The following is a 17,039-nucleotide window of genomic DNA, read 5'->3' as shown; positions in this document are numbered from 1 at the left end:
GGCTTCAGCGTCCTCCCCCCAGCACTTCAATCGTGTGATGGTGGTTGGTGTAAATGCACAGGTCTGCCGCAATGCCGAGCGATTTGCTGACAATGTCTTCAGGCGACAGGTCGGTATTGTCGAGCAGGGCGAGCGCGGCCGACTGGGCATAGGCGCCGCCACTGCCAATGGCCACGATCCCCTTCTCGGGTTCGAGGACATCGCCGTTGCCGGTGATGATCAGCGAATTCTCCTCATCGGCTACCGCCAGCATGGCTTCGAGCCGACGCAACATGCGGTCGGTGCGCCAGTCCTTCGCCAGCTCGACTGCGCTACGCAGCAGATTGCCCTGGTGTTTCTCCAGTTTGGCTTCGAAGCGCTCGAAAAGCGTGAATGCGTCAGCCGTGCCGCCCGCAAACCCGGCGAGAATCCGCTCCTGATAGAGGCGCCGCACCTTGCGCGCACTGCCCTTGACGACGATATTGCCGAGGGTGACCTGACCATCCCCGCCCAGCGCGACGTGACGCCCGCGCCGCACCGAGAGGATCGTGGTGCCGTGATACTGTTCCATGTTGAATCCTGACGGGCCTTGAACCGGCCGGTTTGACAGGCGTTGCATCGAATCGGCAACGCCAAGAGACGACTAGATGGGGATCAGGTCGGCCATTGCAAGGTGCACACCTGATCGATACCCATGACACGCAACAAGGCCGCGACCATCGCGTTGACCCGATTGAGCGAGATGTTCTTGCCCTGCCCCTGGAGGGTCGCCAGCACATTGAACAGGCTGCCCGCGGCAACGAAATCGACCCGGCGCAAACGGGAGCAATCCACATTCACCACCGCGTGATCCGAGGCAAAGGCCACAAGGCTGCGAATCCCCTCTGCGCTGGCACCGAGCAAATCACCTTCCAGCGCAAACCCCTGAGGCTCGGGTGCGGCAGCGGAGACATCCGTGGTGCTGACGAAGTCCTCCATGGCCGGTGGCTCCCATGACGGAGGCGATTCTTCGAAAGTCACGGCGTAATCGACCGCCACTTCCTCGAAACGGTCCATGTCATCGGTGTGTTGAAGCATGTCGAGCAGCAGCAGCCACAGGCTGCGATTTTCGGGCTGCCCCACGGTCACCTGCCCGCCCAGCATGGCCGCCATCGACGCACAGCCGGCCAGCTTGACCTGAATCCCTTCCTTGCGCAGTCCGTGAATGAGCGAGCGCAACATCTCGGCCCCGACCTCGTCAGCCGCTCGCAGGCGCGATAGATCGATCTTGACGGTGCCGTGCTTGCGGGCGGTCTCGCGAACCCGGTCGAACTGCTTGGCCACCTGCTCGTTGAGCGATGATCCGAGCGCAACAGACGGGGTACTGGCTTTGGCTTTCTTGACGGGCGCGTTTGCAACGTCCCAGGGCGGCGGGGATTTTTCGAAACTACGGGCGTATTCGATGACATGCTCGTCAAACTCGGCACGCATGCCGGTGAGTTTGTAGAGGTCGAGCAGCATCATCCACATGAACTCACCCTGGCCAGCGGGGAGACTGGTGACGTGCACTTCAAGCACGGCCGCAGCCGCGTCATTCTGGCCGTTGGCGTACAGCACCGCCGCTTCTTCGGCGATGGCCGAGGAATCGTCTGCACCTTCGTGCACTTCCATCTTGTCCGCACATTCGGCAAGCGCACGCTGTACATCAGCGCCGCCGGCGCCGAAGTCGAGCGTCGACAGTTCGGAACGCGGTCCCTTCATTTCGTTTGAATCGGGTGTTTGTTGCTTTTTCGATGAGCCGACCAAGATCGCACCCCCTCCAACAGCGATCAGGCCACGGGCCTTGAGGAGTTCGAGAATACCACTGTCTGAAGTAAACGGCAGGGATCCGGCGGCATTGAGAGAAAATGTAACGACCTGGTTGCGACTTGCATCACGCTCCTTATGGCTAAAATAGGCGACTTTGCAATTCGGCCTTCTGAACGCAGTGCGCGAGACCCGACTTCCGCTCCGGATTTACTACGAAGACACTGACGCCGGTGGCGTCGTCTATTACGCCAACTACTGGAAATTCTGCGAGCGCGGTCGGACAGAGTGGCTACGGGCACTGGGGTTCGAGCAACAAACCCTGCTCGATGAGGCCGGTCTGGCTTTCGTGGTACGCAAGGTGGAAGGCGACTATCTGCGCCCGGCCCGACTGGATGACGAGATCGTGGTCAATACGGTTATGGCCGACGCGCGCCGTGCCAGCCTCAAATTCACGCAATATATCGAACGCGGTACGGAACGCCTGTTCACCGCGACAGTCTCAATCGCGTGCCTCGATCTGGCCAGCGGTCGCCCCGCTGCCATTCCCGAGCACATCCGAAAAACCCTCGAAGCCGCGGCCTGACCATGCCCATCACCCAAGACCTGTCGATCATTTCCCTCATTGCCGAGGCCAGCCTGCTGGTCAAGCTGGTGATGGCCCTGCTGGCGGCCGTCTCCTTCATGTCGTGGTACTGGATCTTCCGCAAGTGGTTCGCCATCGGCGCCGCACGACGCAAGACCGAAATCTTCGAACGCAATTTCTGGAGCGGGGGCGACCTGAACCACCTGTACCAGAGCGCCTGCAACGACCGGCACAACACCGGGCCGATGGAACGGATCTTCGAATCCGGCTACCGGGAGTTTTCAAAGCTGCGTGGCAAGAACAGCGACCCCGACTCCGTGGTGGATGGCGCCCGACGTGCGATGCGCGCCACCTACCAGCGCGAGATCGACGAACTCGAGGCGCATCTGGCCTTTCTCGCCTCGGTCGGTTCGGTGTCCCCGTACGTGGGCCTGTTCGGCACGGTGTGGGGCATCATGAACGCATTCCGCGGCTTGTCCAATGTCTCCTCGGCCACCCTTGCCCATGTGGCGCCGGGGATTGCGGAGGCGCTGGTCGCCACCGCGATCGGCCTGTTCGCAGCCATCCCCGCCGTGGTGGCATACAACCGCTTTGCCCACGACATCGATCGCCTCTCCATCCGCGCCGAAAGCTTCATGGAAGAGTTCTCCAACATCCTTCAGCGTCAGCTGAGCTGATCGATCGCCGAGACGGAGTCGCGCATGCGCCAACGCCGCCTGATGAACCAGATCAACGTCGTTCCCTACATCGACGTGATGCTGGTGCTACTGGTGATCTTCATGGTCACCGCCCCCATGATCCAGACCGGCAGCATCGAGGTGCCCAGCGTCGGCAAGGCCTCGGACGCGCCGGCCGAGCCGATCAACGTGGTCGTCCGCGCTGATGGCTCGGTCGCCCTGCGCGATGGCAATGCCGACCCGAGGCCCATGGCGCTCGACGCCCTTGTGGGCGAACTGCAGGCCTTGCAGGGCGGAGAAAAGAAACGCCCCGTGCTCATTGCCGGCGACAAGGAGGCCAGGTACGAGGCCGTCCTCAAGGTCATGGACCAGCTCCAGCGGGGCAACATCGACCAGATCGGCCTGCTCGTTCAGCGAGGCGACAGCCGCTGACCACCATGAACATGGAAGCCGATTTCCACGACTTCAACCGCGATGACGACACGCCCGGCAAGTGGCCGTCCCTGGCGTTGGCGTTGCTCGTGCACGTGGGCCTGCTGATCTTTCTGTTTTTCGGCGTTCGCTGGCAGACCCAGCCACCCGCGGCCGTTCAGGTTTCGCTGGTGGCGGCACCGCAACCGAGCCGCCCGGCCATCAAGCCGCAGCCCAAACCCCAACCCAAGCCGCAGCCCAAGCCGGCTCCGGAGCCGAAACCCGAGCCCAAGCCGGAACCCAAACCACAGCCGAAGCCCGAGCCTAAACCACAGCCAAAGCCCGAACCGAAACCCGAGCCCAAGGCGCCGGACATCAAGACGCCCGAGAAAAAGCCGGAGCCGAAGCCAAAACCCGAGCCCAAGCCGGAACCCAAACCGCAGCCAAAGCCAAAGCCCGAGCCCAAGCCGAAACCCAAACCGGACCCGGCGGAAAAAACACGCGCCCTGGAAGACAACCGGATGGACGAACTGCTCGCCATGGACGCTCAGCGCGCCCGCGAGGCGGAATTGCTGCGCGCCGAGGCGGCCAGTGCCGCCCGGGTGCGCGGTCTGCAGACCTACATCGACCGGATTCGCGGCAAAGTCAAAGCCAACCTGATCCGTCCCCCCGGGCTGTCCGGCAACCCGGAGGCGATCTTTTCCGTCACACAAGGCCCCGGTGGCACCGTGCTCGACATCAGACTGAAGAAAAGCACCGGGAACCCGATCCTTGATGACGCCATCAAACGCGCAATACAGAAGTCGGATCCGCTACCGCAGCCTGACGATCCGTCGCTGTTCTCGCGTACACTCGAGCTTACATTCCGCCCGCTCGATGACTGAACGGGCTTGGGTATAATCCGCCGAACACAACGACAATGAAACCAACTGATTTGATTCGCTTTTTCCTGACCGCCCTGCTGTCCCTGTGGGCCTTCGCCGCCCAGGCGCAGTTGTCGATCGAGATCACCGGCGCAGGCGCCAATCGTTTCCCCGTGGCCATTGCCGCCATGGAAGGCGAATCCCAGCTCCCCCGCAGTGTGACCGAGGTGGTACGTGCCGACCTCGAGCGCAGCGGCCTGTTCAGTCTGGTCGAACTGGGCCCGACACCCCTCTCAGAAGGCGCCCTGCCCGACTATGCCTATCTGCGCACCCGCGCGGCCGATGCCGTCGCGGTGGGCAGCGTACGCGACATGGGCGCGGGCCGGTTCGAAGTGCGCATGCGCCTGTACGACACGCGCCAGGAAGCGCAGCTCGACGCCATCGTGCTGACCATGACGCCGGATCAGTACCGCGCCACCGGCCACCGCATCGCCGATGTCATCTTCGAGAAGATCACCGGCCTCAAAGGCGTGTTCTCCACGCGCATCGCCTATGTGGTCAAGTCGGGGAGCAACAGCTACAAGTTGCAGATTGCCGATTCCGACGGCGCCAATGCCCAGACGGCACTGAACTCGCGTGAGCCGATCATCTCGCCGGCCTGGTCACCCGACGGCAAAAAGCTGGCCTATGTCTCCTTCCAGCTCAAAAAGCCGATCGTGTATGTGCATGATCTTTCCGCCGGCATCCAGTCGGTCGTGGCCAATTTCAAGGGTTCCAACTCGGCACCGGCCTGGTCACCCGACGGTCAGCGCCTCGCGGTGGTGCTGACCAAGGACGGCCTGTCGCAGATGTACACCCTCAACGTGGACGGCTCCGGCCTCAAACGCCTGGCGACATCCTCAAGCATCGACACAGAACCTGCCTTCAGCCACGACGGACAATGGATCTACTTCACCTCCGACCGCGGCGGCAGCCCGCAGATCTATCGCATTTCCGCCAGCGGAGGCCGCGCCCAGCGCGTGACCTTTGAAGGCAGCTACAACGTGACGCCGCGCCCCTCGCCGGACGGCCTCACCATGACCTACATCACCCGTTCTGCCAACGGTTTCCAGGTTGCCATCATGGACCTGGCCACCAAGCAGTACGCCGTGCTGACCGATTCATCGCGAGATGAATCCCCAAGCTTCGCGCCCAACAGCCGCATGATCCTCTACGCCACCGAACTGGGTGGCCGCGGGGTCCTGTCTGCGGTATCTTCCGACGGTCGGATCAAGCAACGACTGTCGGTCAAGGCCGCCGATGTGCGCGAGCCGGCTTGGGGACCTTTGATGCAGTAACCCAGGCCCACAAGGCCGACAATATTGATACCCGCTCAACTCCAAGGAGTTAAAAAATGCGTTCAACCCTTGCCGCCTCATTCGTTGTCATCGGCCTGCTGGCCGGTTGCTCGAGCACCCCTATGACCCAGGACTCCGGGGCGGCCGTCGAAGACCGTAGCGCCTCCGACACCATCCCCACGGTCACCCCCGATCGCGTCTCCGGCGGCCTGCTGCCCGAGCTGACCGACCCGTCCAGCCCGCTGTCCAAGCGCAGCGTGTTCTTTGACTACGACAGCTTCGTCATTCGTGGCGAATACATGCCGCTGGTCGAAAATCACGCCCGCTTCCTGGTCGCGCATCCTGAATACAAGATGCTGATTCAGGGCAATGCCGACGAGCGCGGCAGCCGCGAGTACAACCTCGCGCTGGGCCAGAAGCGTGCCGACGCCATGAAGAAGGCGCTGCTGTTGCTGGGCGCAACCGAAAACCAGGTTGAAGCCGTCAGCCTGGGCGAGGAAAAGCCCCGTTGTACCGATGCATCCGAGTCCTGCTTCGCCGAGAACCGTCGCGGCGACATGCTCTATTCGGGTGAGTTCTGATGGCAGGCCTCAGGCGCCTGTCTATCGCCGTGCTTGCGCTGGCAGCTTCGCTGCCGGCGCAAGCCGGTTTGTTCGACGATACCGAAGCGCGCAAGGAGCTCCTGCGCATGCGCGAGGACTTCAACCAGCGCATCGCAACGCTTGAGGCCTCCAACCGGGCACAGCTGGAACTGTCCAACCAGATCGAAGCGCTCAAGGCTGAAGTGGCCCGTCTGCGTGGCGAGGTTGAATTGCTCAACCACAACATGGATTCGGTCCAGAAACGCCAGAAAGACTTCTATGTGGATCTGGACGAGCGCCTGCGTCGCATCGAGACCGGCGGCGCTGCCGCCGGGCCGATCGATCCAGCGGCCGAATCTGCCGATTACGAAGCGGCGCTGAACATGCTCAAAGGTGGGCAGTACGGTGAAGCCGCGGCGGCGTTCGACGCCTTCGTAGCCAAGTACCCAGGCAGCACCTTCCTGCCCAGTGCGCACTTCTGGGCCGGAAGCGCTGCCTTGCAGTCCAAGGACGTCAATCGCGCCTCCGAGCACTTCAATGCCGTCGTCAATCAGTGGCCTGACGACCCCCGGGCGCCGGATGCTTTGCTGGGCGTCGCCAACTGCCAGCGCGCCCTCGGCGAACGCAAGCTTGAGCAGAAAACGCTCAAGGATGTCATTGCCCGCTACCCACAGAGCGCTGCGGCCAAATCGGCCAAGCAACGTCTCGGCAGCTGAGGCCGGTTTCAAGCATGCGAGAAAACCCTTCCGTCACCCGGCTCCGGGTGACGGAAATCTTCGCTTCCGTCCAGGGTGAGGCCACCCGGATCGGGCTACCCACGGTGTTTGTGCGCCTGACCGGCTGCCCGCTGCGCTGCCGCTGGTGCGACACCGAATATGCCTTTCAGGGCGGGACCACCCGCAGCATTGACGAGGTGCTGACCGAAGTGGCTTCGCACGGCTTGCGCCAGGTGTGCGTGACCGGTGGCGAACCCCTGGCGCAGAAGCAGTGCCTGCCTTTGCTCACCGCCTTGTGCGACGCCGGTTACGACGTCTCCCTGGAAACGAGTGGCGCGCTCGATGTGTCGGAAGTCGATACGCGGGTTTCGCGCATCGTCGACCTCAAAGCCCCCGGCTCCGCCGAGCTGGACAAGAACCGCTGGGACAATCTGCCCTTGCTCGGCCAGCGCGATGAGGTGAAGATCGTCATCGCCGATGAAGCGGACTACCGCTGGGCCAGTGAGCAGGTCGTGACCCACAAGCTCGCAGAACGTTGTAACGTTCTGTTTTCACCGGTGGCCGGCGAACTTGCGCCCGCCACGCTGGCCGAGTGGATTGTGCGCGATCGCCTGCCAGTCCGTTTTCAAATGCAGTTGCATAAAATCCTCTGGGCGGACGCGCGAGGCCGCTGACCGCCCGAACACGCCAAGCCATGACCGATATCGAACAAACTGCGCCCAAGCGCGCTGTCGTGCTGCTCTCCGGCGGCCTCGACTCCGCCACCTGCCTGGCCATTGCGCTCAATCAGGGTTTCGAGTGCTACGCTCTTTCCGTCGCCTACGGGCAACGCCACGCCGCCGAGCTGTCGGCCTCCAAGAAACTGGCCGACCAGCTGGGTGCAAAAGAACACCGGCTCGCCCGCGTCGGTCTCGGCCAGTTCGGTGGCTCGGCGCTGACCGACCCGACCATCGACGTACCGACCGAGCGCAAGGACGGCGACAACCCGATTCCGGTCACCTATGTACCGGCACGCAATACCGTGATGCTGTCGATTGCCATGGCCTGGGCCGAAGTGCTGGGAGCCCGTGACATCTTCGTGGGCGTGAACGCGGTCGACTACTCCGGCTACCCCGATTGTCGCCCCGAATTCATCCAGGCGTTCGAGGCCATGGCCAACCTCGCCACCAAGGCGGGCATCGAAGGGCAGAAACTGCACATTCACGCACCGCTGATCAGCCTCACCAAGGCCGAGATCATTCGCCAGGGCACTGATCTCGGTGTGGACTACGCTCACACCGTCACCTGCTATCAGGCGGACGATACCGGACGCGCCTGTGGGCGCTGCGAGGCATGCAAACTCCGTCGGACCGGCTTCCACGAAGCGGGGGTCGAAGACCCCACGCGGTATTTCGACAGCAGCGCGATTTAGGGCTTGACACCTCCATAAACGCTACCTATAATGCGGCCTTCCTTTCGGGTCGTTAGCTCAGTTGGTAGAGCAGCGGACTTTTAATCCGTTGGTCGCGTGTTCGAGCCACGCACGGCCTACCAGGACATCAAAGGGCTTGACGGCAACGTCAAGCCCTTTTCCTATTTGAACGTGGGGAAATCGTGGGGAACGTCAAAACATCCCCGCCCCGACCGTTCTCAATCCTAGAAGCCGCCACCGTCAGATGTTCTGTCGCGTACTTCGCGTAGCGATCCACCATGCTGCGGGACTTCCACCCACCGAGTTCCTTGAGCTCATCACAGGACGTTCCCGCCTGTCTGTGCCAAGAGGCCCATGTGTGGCGCAGGTCATGAAAGCGCAAGTCTTCGATGCCTGCCTTTGCCAAGGCAGAGTGCCAAGCGCTGTTTGTCACCTCCCAGCGGATGGGCTTGCCCCGGTAGGTAAAGCAGAACCTTGTGCCCTGCCCCACCTGTTCCTGCAACACGGCAACCGCGTCGCTGTTTAGCGGTACGCCTCGCGGCGTTCCATTCTTGGTCTGGTTCAACCATGCCGTCCGGCGTTCCAGATCGACACGATTCCATTCCAAGCCGGTAATCTCACGCGCCCTGCAACCCGTGGCAAGCGCGAAACGAACCAAAGCGGCCAAATGTGCGGGACAGGCTTCGATCAAACGTGATGCCTCTTCCCTTGTCAGCCACCGGTCACGCTCCACCTCGCCGGGAAGCAGACGAATCTTCGGAAAGACATCGATCCACTGCCACTCATCACGCGCCATGCGCAGCAAGCTACGAATGGTTGCCAAGTAACGGTTGATCGTCGCCGGCTTGTTGCCCTTCTTCATCTCCCCCTGAATCACCGTCCAGACAAGATCGCCATTGATCTCATCAAGCATGCAGTGACCAAGGTAGGGATCAAGCTTGCGCAAAATCCGTCGAACATCCCCGATGCTCCGAAGGTTCGCTTTTACCGCGAGATACCGGATCACAGCTTCCTGCCACGAGCGTTGAGGCTTGATTCCGAAATGCGCTTCCTTGTACGCCGCGAGCTTTAACTGCGCGAGGTACGCTTCGGCGGCTTGTCGGTCTTCAGTCCGAGCGCTTTGGCGTATGCGTTCGCCGTTTGGTAAGACGGCGTCAATCCACCAGAAACGAGAGTCCGGTCTCCGGTAGATGCCGGTGTGTTGGGCCATAAATCAACCTCCTTTACGGCCCGCCCTCGGCGCTTATAGTCGTCAAGCCACTGGTCAAGGTCAAGCTTGTCGAACACGCACCGACGTCCAAGCTTGAGAAAAGGCACACCGAGTTCCATGAGAAGGGTCACCCCTATCCCGAGGTAGTCGGCTGCCTGATCCTTAGTGAGACACCGCCGGTGCGGCAAGGGCAGGCTATCGTCCTCGTCAGCCGCCCCGCGATTGCTTGCGGTACTCACGTGCCACCTCGTCATATCCCTCGCGAATCCGATCTTCGTGCGGAATCTCGGCCGCGTTGTTGATGGTGTTGAACTTGCGCCCCTTGAGACGGACCCGCTCCACCAACATCTGCTCGAACGGAATTCCCTGAAAATTGGAGCGTGTGGCGTGGTAGTCGTACAAACGGTTTCCAAGGTAGTGCCATGCCTCATTGAAGTCCCAGAGACATTCTCGCGCCATGAACGAGGTCAGCGCGCTAAACGCCATCTTGCAGAGGCCATCATCGCTAGGGGCTCGCAAGGGGGAAAACCGCTTCGACAACGGTGCGCCGTCATCTTCCCAATCCACGGACGCCACGGCGATCCAAAGGGGATGCACGGGCCACCGCGCTCTCGTCTTGTCGTCCGGATTCGGTTCGGTCAGACGCAGCCACTCGGTCGTCGCGTAGCTCCACAGGCCATTGAGATGCGAAAGCACGGAATAGAGCTTCTGGATGCCCTTCTGATCGAGTACTTCGCGCCGGAACTGAAACTCCAAGCGCCAGACCTTTTGATCGTCGGTCCAGCCTTGCTCGGACCACAGCGCTCTGAGATAGCCCTTCTTGCTCGTCTCGATTTCCAATGTCTTGTCATAGAGGCGGCAAGCGATCACTCCACCGAGCCCCACCGTCCAACCCGAAAAGCGCCCGCCAACAGAGTAGGCATTGACCGAAGACGCCCGAGTGACCCACGCGGATCTGGTCCAGCTCTCCATGTCCACAGAACTAACAAAATCGACGTACAGGTCAATCCGGCTGACATTGGCGCTATCCGTGATCTCTCCGAACTCTTCCAGCAGAGCGCGCAACTCGGATTCGATGTCTTGCGCCGATTTGTGGCATAGGTACTCGGACGACACCTTGGCATACGCCATTGGGAGCTTCTTGCCTGATCGTGAGAACTGAAGTCGATAGGCGTTATCGTCGAGAACATACGGAAACATTCCCGCCCCTTTGTCACGTACCTCGAAAACGTGCGCACCCGCCTCGTACTGGGCGAACGCCTGCTCATGCGTCTCTGAGGACTGTGCGACCGCTTTGAGTTCATTCAGGCGCTGTTCAACGTCCCTGAACAGATCTCCCTGAAAGGAGAGGTACAGACTATCCACTCCCCACCTGAGAGGCCTGAAGAAATCTCCAATGCATGTATTGGATGCAGTGTTACTAGGCACCGCATCCACTTCCCCCGATGTGCGTCGTCTGTCCTCGCCTGCGGCGAGCTCAGACGAGCGCCCCTCGGGGGATCGGTTTTGAGGTTGTTCGTGGTTGCTGCCCAGATCCGGGCGAGGTTTCTTGATCATATCCGCTCCTAGCGGTTCGCCGGGCATGCGATTGCGTCCCGGAACGGATACGAAAGTTATGCATGATCGCCTTCCCAGACGACCACCTGAAATCGCGTTTTCAGAGAGTTGAAAGCTTCTTTGAAGCGTGTATGTGCTTGCGAAGATTCTTTAGCGCCCCGGGCGAGTTGGGGTACAAGCGCGTGGAGATAAACAAGGTCTCAAGGTCCTGATCTGAAAATCGGTCGAATCCACAGTCCCTCAAGAGTGCAATGGAGTAACGCAGATCCTGAATGGCGCTCATGTACTTCTTTGAAGGCCCCTTCATCGCACCTCGTAACCGCAAGAAGAAGTGTTTGTCGTTAATGAGTTCAGCTCGTGACAATCTGTCGGAACACGTCGGCGCGAGTAACACAGAACGATCGACACGAACGGCATCGAACAATGCGTCTTCGTCACCTTCACGCACTCTTGCCACCAATGTCCCCATACTCTGCCCGAAGAGCATGATCGCCAAAACATTCCTTTGAACCATGACGCATAACCAGACGAGGTGTCGAAAATCCAGATCATCTTTGTGCTCTTCATACCACTGATCCAATCTCCCACCGTCGTTTACCCAATCGAGCAAGGCTTCCTGCGGGTCCTCCTGTGAGGCAGTTTCGTGAAGGTCGTCATTCCAACCAAGAAAGACAAACATCAATGCCATCTGCTCATGAAATGGTCGCTCGTAGATGCTTGCCCACGCCAGACCGGGCTCATCGAGCAGAGCCATAAACTTCTTTGCCTTTGTTCTAGCCACTTCTTCGAAGGCAGAGAACTCGCTTCGAACCTCTGGCAACAACCTCACCGTCGAACGAAACTGGTCGAGCGAGAGTTTTCCGTATTCCTTTTTATTCACACCTCACCCGTATCCTTCAACCACTTTCATGCGTAACGCATTTGACGATATCATGCAAAACCATAATTTCTTACACTTGTTGAGTTTTTACTATGGCCAATTACATGCGCCGAGAGGTGCTGTGCGAGGGATACACTCGCCTAAACGTGGAAGGTTTTGAATCCGATGAGGAGCGCGACAAACTCCGCGTTGCACTTGCGAGCTACCTCAAGGAGCGCGCTCAGTTCATGCTTGGAGCGGATGTCGAAGTCGAAATTGAGTTTGAAACGGGGAGCTTGATTAGCAAACTCCGGGTAATTGGGGTGGCAGGAACGATACTTCTCAGTGGTGTAACCGCATACGGAAGCTTCAGACAAGGCGTCGATCAACTCGCGAAGGACGCTAGCACCGTAGCGCATGCCGCTAACCTCGAATCGATCTTTAGGACGAGAGCCGCTTACTGCGATCGCGTTCGTGTCGAGGCGCGAAAAGGAGTCTTCGGTCGCGTGTCGTCGATCTTGTCAGAACTAGACGGGTTGAAAGTTAAAGTAGATCTAGCTCGGCTGCCCATATCGGCTCAGGGAGTGGAATACCAACAACACGTAATTGATGAGCTAGTCGAGTGGAACAAGAGAGTCGAACGACTCTTTACCAAGTTCGAATCAACCGAAACTCATGCATGCGTATCCGCTGGCTTAGCCTTTGAACTAGAAAGTTTTCCTGACAAATTTCCTTGGAGCGGGCAACTAAATTCTGAGAGTTTGAGGGTCAAGACTCTTGAATCAAATCCCGAGATCTCGAGTAAAGTTCATGCCGTAGCGGCAGAATACGCGCACCTAATTAAATCGATAAAACGCACAATGAACCAGCGCGTAAGTCAGAACGCGCCGAAATCTACGTAGCATTTCTAAAAACTCTCTACGAGCATTGGCGGCCGAGGGCGGGCACGTTATCAATAAAAACAATGTGTTAGATTAACTTTTAATCCGTTGGTCGCGTGTTCGAGCCACGCACGGCCTACCAGGACATTAGAGCCCAGTCGCAAGACTGGGCTCTTTCCGTTTACCGCCCGAAAAACGCCTCCGCCAGACATGAAAAAACCCGGCCCTGTGGACCGGGTTTTTGCGTCGCCGACACCGCCGCCTCAGTCGGCGCCCTTGAACCACCCCAGCCGGGGTGCCAGCGTCACCACAGTACCGATGATCATCAGCGCCGGAGGCTTGATGCCGGCCGCCTCGGCCTTTTCGGCCAGGTCGGCCAGTGTCGCGACCAGCACCCGTTGATCGGGAAGCGTGCCACGGCGAACGATCGCCGCAGGCGTGGTCCGGGGCAGTCCGTAGGCAACCATCCGCCGAGCAATCTCTTCGATTCGCGAAACGCCCATGTAGATGACGACGGTCTGCATGGGGCGCGCCAGGGCGGCCCAGTCCAGATCCACCGGCCCTTCCTTCTTGTGACCGGTCGCAAACACCACACTCTGCGCGTGGTCTCGATGTGTCAGCGGAATACCGGCGTAAGAGCCGATCCCTGAAGCAGCCGTCACGCCCGGCACGACCTCGAAGGGAATCCCGGCATCAACCAGGGTTTCCGCTTCTTCGCCACCGCGCCCGAAGACATACGGGTCACCGCCCTTGAGGCGCAGCACCCGCTTGTTCTCTTGCGCCAGCCGGACCAACAGGGCGCAGATGTCTTCCTGACGCATGGTGTGGTTGGCGGCTTTCTTGCCCACGTAGATGCGTTCGCACGAAGACGGCACGCGCGCCATCACTTCATCGCCCACGAGGTTGTCGTAGACCACCACATCGGCCTGCCGGATGATGCTGTCGGCCCGCAAGGTGAGCAGCTCGGCATCACCCGGTCCCGCGCCCACCAGATAGACACAACCGGGTTCGACAGGACGAGAAGTACTCATGGTCAGAACTCCATGCCGGGCATGGCCTGTATGCCCGCCTTGAACGCGTGTTTTTCAAGGCGCATCTCGGTGACTGTATCGGCAGCCTCCAGCAGCAGTTCAGGGGCGCCACGGCCGGTCACCACCACATGCTGCATCCGCGGCCGGGCCTTGATGTCATCCACCACCGTCCGGGCATCCAGGTAGCCATACTTGAGCGCGATATTCAGCTCGTCGAAGACCAGCAGGCCCAGGGATTCATCCTTGAGCATCTGTCGCGCGACCTCCCAGGCTGCCTGTGCCTTTTCGATGTCCCGCTGACGGTCCTGGGTCTCCCAGGTGAAACCTTCGCCCATCACATGCCATTGCACCTCGTGCTGCTTGCGCCAGAAGGCCTCTTCACCTGTGTCGGAGCGCCCTTTGATGAACTGCACCACACCCACTGTCTGCCCATGGCCGATGGCACGGGCGATGAGGCCGAAGCCAGCGCTCGACTTGCCCTTGCCGTTGCCGGTATTGACCAGAAACACCCCTTGCTGGCGCGTGGCCTGGGCAATCTTCTCGTCTACGACCGCTTTCTTGCGGGCCATGCGCTCGTTGTGGCGCGCATCTTTCTCTGCTGATTCCGTCATTGTTTTCTCATCTCTTTGGCCAGTGCCTCAAGACCTGCGAGTTGTCTCGGACCCGGGTTGAGGAAGTCATCTCCGTTCAGGTGAATGATACGTTGCTCTCGCTCTCCGAGGATGACGCGGCACTGGTCATCGGTGGATCGATTGAAGGTAAAGATGATCTCGGGCTTGTGGTGCGCGACCAGCGCCTCGATACCCTCAAAGGCACTGCCGGGCCTGAGCGCCTGCACCCGTCCCTGATCCAGCACATCAAACCCGGCATGGACGAACAGGTCACCCAGCATGTGTTCCCGGCCATACGAATACGGCGTGCCGGTGCATGCGGTGAGCAGCAACACCCGCTCGCCGTGTGCGCCGCTTTGACCGGCCAGCGCGCGCCAGCCGCGGGCAAACTCCTGCGCCTGCTCACCATCGGGCGAAGCACTGAGCCGGGCAAGGTCGCGCATCATCGCGTCCACGGCATCCATGGACTCGAAGCCACCTACCTTCGCGACATGCGTACCTGTGGGCACGGACAGCGCGATCAGATCGGCATCGCTGCTCATCGATGTGATGATCAGGTCCGGCGCAAGGTCAGCAAGCACATCGACGTCCGGGTCCTGAATGCCGCCGGTGCGCGGCAACTCGGTTAGCTGGCGGTCGTAGCGTGACACGCCCACGATGCATGAGGCGCGATCAAGCCACTGGAGCGCCATGGTGATGTAGGGCGACTGGCTCACGATGCGCGGGCACGACGCGGCACTGGCCACGCCCATACCGAGAAGCCCCAGCAAGAACACTCGAATCAGGAATGACATGGTTCTGGATCACTCAAGGATGAAAGTCACCCGACCGTCGATGACATGACGATGGATGGGATGACGGAAAGCAGTGCTCAGGACGTGCGGCTGGAGCACCTCATCCGCCGTGCCGGCCACCATGCGCCCGGCGCCATCGAGCAGCACCACATGGTCGGCAAAGCGCGCGGCAAGGTTCAGGTCGTGCAGCACGGCCACGACGCCAGCCCCTTCGCGGGCCAGTTCGCTGAAGTGTTCGAGCACACGCATCTGATAGTGAAGATCGAGATGCGAAAGTGGCTCATCGAGCAGATACAGTGCCGGCGCCTGGGCCAGCAGACTGGCGATGGCGAGACGTTGTCGCTCGCCGCCGGAAAGGTTGAGCGTGCTGCGCTCATGCATGTGCGACAGGCCCATCTGCTTGAGCGCCGCGGTCGCGATTCGCACATCTTCGGGGCCTTCCCAGGCCCAGCGACCGAGGTGCGGATGGCGGCCCACCAGCGCCGTCTCGAGGACCGACGCCGAAAACCAGTCCGGCTGTCGTTGCGGTAACACACCACGCGCACGGGCCAGGGCGCGCGGCTTCCAGTCACCCAGGCACTCGCCCATGAGCCGCACGCTGCCTTGTTGTGCCGCACGCAAGCCGGCCAGGGTGTGCAGCAAGGTGGTCTTGCCCGCGCCATTGGGGCCCAACAACACCAACCGTTCGCCCGCCCGCATTTGCATGGAGAGGTCGCAACAGATCCACCGGTCGGCAATCTGCACGGCCAGGCCATCCGCCTCGAGAAGGATCGGCGACCCGGTCATCGGGGATGGCGAATCAACAGGAAGAGAAAGACCGGCACCCCGATCATCGCGGTCAGCACCCCCACCGGCAACTGGGTGGGCGCCACCATCGTGCGCGCGGCGGTGTCGGCCAGGGTCATGAGCGTGCCGCCCGCAAACACCGCCACCGGCAAGAGCATGCGCTGATCGTTGCCGATGGCCAGGCGCACCAGGTGCGGCACGATGAGCCCGACAAAGCCCACCAGCCCCACCAGTGTGACCGCTACTGCGGTCAGCAACGAGGCGAGCACATAGATGCCGGCGCGCAATCCCCGCGTGCTCACTCCCAGCGCGCGGGCACTCAGTTCGCCCCGGGCCAGCACGTTCAGGTCGCGCGCAAACGGCAATACCACCAGCAAACCCGCAGCGAGAATCACCAGGGCCGGCCAGGGCCGGCTTGCGCCGGAGACGTCCCCGGTGAGCCAGAACAGCATGGACTGCACGCGGGTGTCGGTGGTCATGACCAGCATGAACACCACCACCGCGCCGCAACCGGCTGCCACGATGACGCCGGTGAGCAGCAAACGGCTCTGGGTCCAGGAACCGTCACCGCGCGCCAGACCGAAAACCAGCAGCATGGCCGAGAGAGCCCCCGCAAAGGCGGCCGTATCGACGATCCAGCTCGCCCAGCCCAGGAAGATGGCACTCAATGCCCCCACAGCGGCACCGCCGGAAACACCGAGAACGTAGGGGTCCGCGAGTGGATTGCGCAGAAGCAGCTGCATGAGGGCACCCGCGAGCGCCAGGAGGCCGCCGCTGGCAAAGGCCGCAAGCGCCCGGGGCAGGCGAAGCTCGCCCAGCACCGCTGCATCCAGACCCGATGCCTTTCCAGCAACAAATGCAACAACACTTTTAAACGAAATATCGACCGATCCAGCCATGAGAGCCGCCACCAAGGCGGCCGCACTGACGAACACCATCATCAGCATCAACCGAGGGATCGACT

General features: G+C 60.9%; 20 protein-coding genes and 1 tRNA gene. 11 read left to right on the top strand and 10 right to left on the bottom strand.

From position 1 onward, the window contains the following. Positions 1-4 precede the first annotated feature (4 nt). Positions 5-550: an ATP-dependent protease subunit HslV gene (hslV, locus tag J0W34_RS03555; RefSeq protein WP_227815653.1), complete on the bottom strand. Its 546-nt coding sequence runs from the start codon at positions 548-550 to the stop codon at positions 5-7. A gap of 83 nt (positions 551-633) precedes the next feature. Then, entirely contained in the window at positions 634-1,719 is a 1,086-nt protein-coding gene (locus J0W34_RS03550) for an STAS domain-containing protein (protein ID WP_227815652.1), read from the bottom strand. Positions 1,720-1,921: 202 nt separating this feature from the next. Between J0W34_RS03550 and ybgC the strand changes: the two genes are divergently transcribed. The 10 genes from ybgC (at position 1,922) to J0W34_RS03500 (ending at position 8,468) form a co-directional block, all read left to right on the top strand. Further along, complete coding sequence (ybgC, locus tag J0W34_RS03545) at positions 1,922-2,350, top strand: tol-pal system-associated acyl-CoA thioesterase (protein WP_227815651.1); 429 nt, start codon at positions 1,922-1,924, stop codon at positions 2,348-2,350. Positions 2,351-2,352: 2 nt separating this feature from the next. Next, on the top strand, positions 2,353-3,027 hold the full coding sequence (gene tolQ / locus J0W34_RS03540) for a protein TolQ (RefSeq protein WP_227815650.1): 675 nt from the start codon (positions 2,353-2,355) through the stop codon (positions 3,025-3,027). Positions 3,028-3,051: 24 nt separating this feature from the next. Beyond that, positions 3,052-3,459, top strand: a complete 408-nt coding sequence (locus tag J0W34_RS03535) for an ExbD/TolR family protein (RefSeq protein ID WP_227815649.1) — start codon at positions 3,052-3,054, stop codon at positions 3,457-3,459. 5 nt (positions 3,460-3,464) lie between these two features. Continuing rightward, on the top strand, positions 3,465-4,322 hold the full coding sequence (locus tag J0W34_RS03530; protein WP_227815648.1) for a cell envelope integrity protein TolA: 858 nt from the start codon (positions 3,465-3,467) through the stop codon (positions 4,320-4,322). 35 nt (positions 4,323-4,357) lie between these two features. Next, complete coding sequence (tolB, locus tag J0W34_RS03525) at positions 4,358-5,638, top strand: Tol-Pal system beta propeller repeat protein TolB (RefSeq protein WP_227815647.1); 1,281 nt, start codon at positions 4,358-4,360, stop codon at positions 5,636-5,638. Positions 5,639-5,694: 56 nt separating this feature from the next. Further along, positions 5,695-6,219 (top strand): peptidoglycan-associated lipoprotein Pal, encoded by a 525-nt coding sequence (gene pal / locus J0W34_RS03520; protein WP_227815646.1) that lies wholly within the window; start codon positions 5,695-5,697, stop codon positions 6,217-6,219. Then, the gene (gene ybgF / locus J0W34_RS03515; protein ID WP_227815645.1) at positions 6,219-6,935 is read left to right on the top strand and encodes a tol-pal system protein YbgF; all 717 of its coding nucleotides are present in this window, start codon (positions 6,219-6,221) and stop codon (positions 6,933-6,935) included. Before pal ends, ybgF begins: the two co-directional genes overlap by 1 nt. Before the next feature lie 14 nt (positions 6,936-6,949). Next, positions 6,950-7,609, top strand: a complete 660-nt coding sequence (gene queE, locus J0W34_RS03510) for a 7-carboxy-7-deazaguanine synthase QueE (protein ID WP_230970716.1) — start codon at positions 6,950-6,952, stop codon at positions 7,607-7,609. Between the two features lie 20 nt (positions 7,610-7,629). After that, the gene (queC, locus tag J0W34_RS03505; protein WP_227815643.1) at positions 7,630-8,346 is read left to right on the top strand and encodes a 7-cyano-7-deazaguanine synthase QueC; all 717 of its coding nucleotides are present in this window, start codon (positions 7,630-7,632) and stop codon (positions 8,344-8,346) included. Between the two features lie 46 nt (positions 8,347-8,392). Then, a tRNA-Lys gene (locus J0W34_RS03500) sits at positions 8,393-8,468 on the top strand. 26 nt (positions 8,469-8,494) lie between these two features. Here J0W34_RS03500 and J0W34_RS03495 read toward each other — a convergent pair. The 3 genes from J0W34_RS03495 to J0W34_RS03485 all read right to left on the bottom strand — a co-directional run bounded on the left by J0W34_RS03495 (position 8,495) and on the right by J0W34_RS03485 (position 11,993). After that, positions 8,495-9,556, bottom strand: coding sequence for a tyrosine-type recombinase/integrase (locus J0W34_RS03495; protein ID WP_230970715.1), 1,062 nt, complete (start codon positions 9,554-9,556; stop codon positions 8,495-8,497). A gap of 207 nt (positions 9,557-9,763) precedes the next feature. After that, positions 9,764-11,113 (bottom strand): replication initiation factor, encoded by a 1,350-nt coding sequence (locus J0W34_RS03490; protein WP_230970714.1) that lies wholly within the window; start codon positions 11,111-11,113, stop codon positions 9,764-9,766. Between the two features lie 100 nt (positions 11,114-11,213). Continuing rightward, the gene (locus tag J0W34_RS03485) at positions 11,214-11,993 is read right to left on the bottom strand and encodes a hypothetical protein (RefSeq protein ID WP_230970713.1); all 780 of its coding nucleotides are present in this window, start codon (positions 11,991-11,993) and stop codon (positions 11,214-11,216) included. A gap of 92 nt (positions 11,994-12,085) precedes the next feature. Between J0W34_RS03485 and J0W34_RS03480 the strand changes: the two genes are divergently transcribed. Beyond that, entirely contained in the window at positions 12,086-12,874 is a 789-nt protein-coding gene (locus J0W34_RS03480; RefSeq protein WP_230970712.1) for a hypothetical protein, read from the top strand. A gap of 242 nt (positions 12,875-13,116) precedes the next feature. Here J0W34_RS03480 and cobA read toward each other — a convergent pair whose 3' ends face one another. Genes cobA through J0W34_RS03455 form a run of 5 tightly spaced genes read right to left on the bottom strand, consistent with a single transcriptional unit; the run spans position 13,117 to position 17,016 of the window. After that, the gene (gene cobA, locus J0W34_RS03475; RefSeq protein WP_230970711.1) at positions 13,117-13,884 is read right to left on the bottom strand and encodes a uroporphyrinogen-III C-methyltransferase; all 768 of its coding nucleotides are present in this window, start codon (positions 13,882-13,884) and stop codon (positions 13,117-13,119) included. Positions 13,885-13,886: 2 nt separating this feature from the next. Further along, a complete protein-coding gene (gene cobO, locus J0W34_RS03470) occupies positions 13,887-14,495 on the bottom strand; it encodes a cob(I)yrinic acid a,c-diamide adenosyltransferase (RefSeq protein ID WP_230970710.1) in 609 nt (202 codons plus the stop codon). Then, positions 14,492-15,289, bottom strand: coding sequence for an ABC transporter substrate-binding protein (locus tag J0W34_RS03465; RefSeq protein WP_230970709.1), 798 nt, complete (start codon positions 15,287-15,289; stop codon positions 14,492-14,494). Before J0W34_RS03465 ends, cobO begins: the two co-directional genes overlap by 4 nt. 9 nt (positions 15,290-15,298) lie before the next feature. Then, complete coding sequence (locus J0W34_RS03460) at positions 15,299-16,075, bottom strand: ABC transporter ATP-binding protein (protein WP_227815635.1); 777 nt, start codon at positions 16,073-16,075, stop codon at positions 15,299-15,301. Next, positions 16,072-17,016, bottom strand: coding sequence for a FecCD family ABC transporter permease (locus J0W34_RS03455; RefSeq protein WP_331001530.1), 945 nt, complete (start codon positions 17,014-17,016; stop codon positions 16,072-16,074). The genes J0W34_RS03460 and J0W34_RS03455 overlap by 4 nt, the downstream gene beginning before the upstream one ends. Positions 17,017-17,039: the final 23 nt, after the last annotated feature.

The sequence above is a fragment of the Nitrogeniibacter aestuarii genome (assembly GCF_017309585.1).
Taxonomy (GTDB): Bacteria; Pseudomonadota; Gammaproteobacteria; order Burkholderiales; family Rhodocyclaceae; genus Nitrogeniibacter; species Nitrogeniibacter aestuarii.
The sequence above is the reverse complement of the archived record's forward strand: the minus strand, read 5'-3'. Positions and strand labels throughout refer to the sequence as shown.

Coding starts and splice junctions, on each gene's coding strand:
- J0W34_RS03480 (WP_230970712.1), top strand. CDS start 12,086: ATGGCCAATTACATGCGCCGAGAGGTGCTGTGCGAGGGATACACTCGC.
- J0W34_RS03460 (WP_227815635.1), bottom strand. CDS start 16,075: ATGACCGGGTCGCCGATCCTTCTCGAGGCGGATGGCCTGGCCGTGCAG.
- tolB (WP_227815647.1), top strand. CDS start 4,358: ATGAAACCAACTGATTTGATTCGCTTTTTCCTGACCGCCCTGCTGTCC.
- J0W34_RS03535 (WP_227815649.1), top strand. CDS start 3,052: ATGCGCCAACGCCGCCTGATGAACCAGATCAACGTCGTTCCCTACATC.
- J0W34_RS03550 (WP_227815652.1), bottom strand. CDS start 1,719: ATGAAGGGACCGCGTTCCGAACTGTCGACGCTCGACTTCGGCGCCGGC.
- queE (WP_230970716.1), top strand. CDS start 6,950: ATGCGAGAAAACCCTTCCGTCACCCGGCTCCGGGTGACGGAAATCTTC.
- cobA (WP_230970711.1), bottom strand. CDS start 13,884: ATGAGTACTTCTCGTCCTGTCGAACCCGGTTGTGTCTATCTGGTGGGC.
- J0W34_RS03530 (WP_227815648.1), top strand. CDS start 3,465: ATGAACATGGAAGCCGATTTCCACGACTTCAACCGCGATGACGACACG.
- J0W34_RS03490 (WP_230970714.1), bottom strand. CDS start 11,113: ATGATCAAGAAACCTCGCCCGGATCTGGGCAGCAACCACGAACAACCT.
- pal (WP_227815646.1), top strand. CDS start 5,695: ATGCGTTCAACCCTTGCCGCCTCATTCGTTGTCATCGGCCTGCTGGCC.
- cobO (WP_230970710.1), bottom strand. CDS start 14,495: ATGACGGAATCAGCAGAGAAAGATGCGCGCCACAACGAGCGCATGGCC.
- ybgF (WP_227815645.1), top strand. CDS start 6,219: ATGGCAGGCCTCAGGCGCCTGTCTATCGCCGTGCTTGCGCTGGCAGCT.
- queC (WP_227815643.1), top strand. CDS start 7,630: ATGACCGATATCGAACAAACTGCGCCCAAGCGCGCTGTCGTGCTGCTC.
- J0W34_RS03495 (WP_230970715.1), bottom strand. CDS start 9,556: ATGGCCCAACACACCGGCATCTACCGGAGACCGGACTCTCGTTTCTGG.
- J0W34_RS03455 (WP_331001530.1), bottom strand. CDS start 17,016: ATGATGGTGTTCGTCAGTGCGGCCGCCTTGGTGGCGGCTCTCATGGCT.
- hslV (WP_227815653.1), bottom strand. CDS start 550: ATGGAACAGTATCACGGCACCACGATCCTCTCGGTGCGGCGCGGGCGT.
- tolQ (WP_227815650.1), top strand. CDS start 2,353: ATGCCCATCACCCAAGACCTGTCGATCATTTCCCTCATTGCCGAGGCC.
- J0W34_RS03465 (WP_230970709.1), bottom strand. CDS start 15,289: ATGTCATTCCTGATTCGAGTGTTCTTGCTGGGGCTTCTCGGTATGGGC.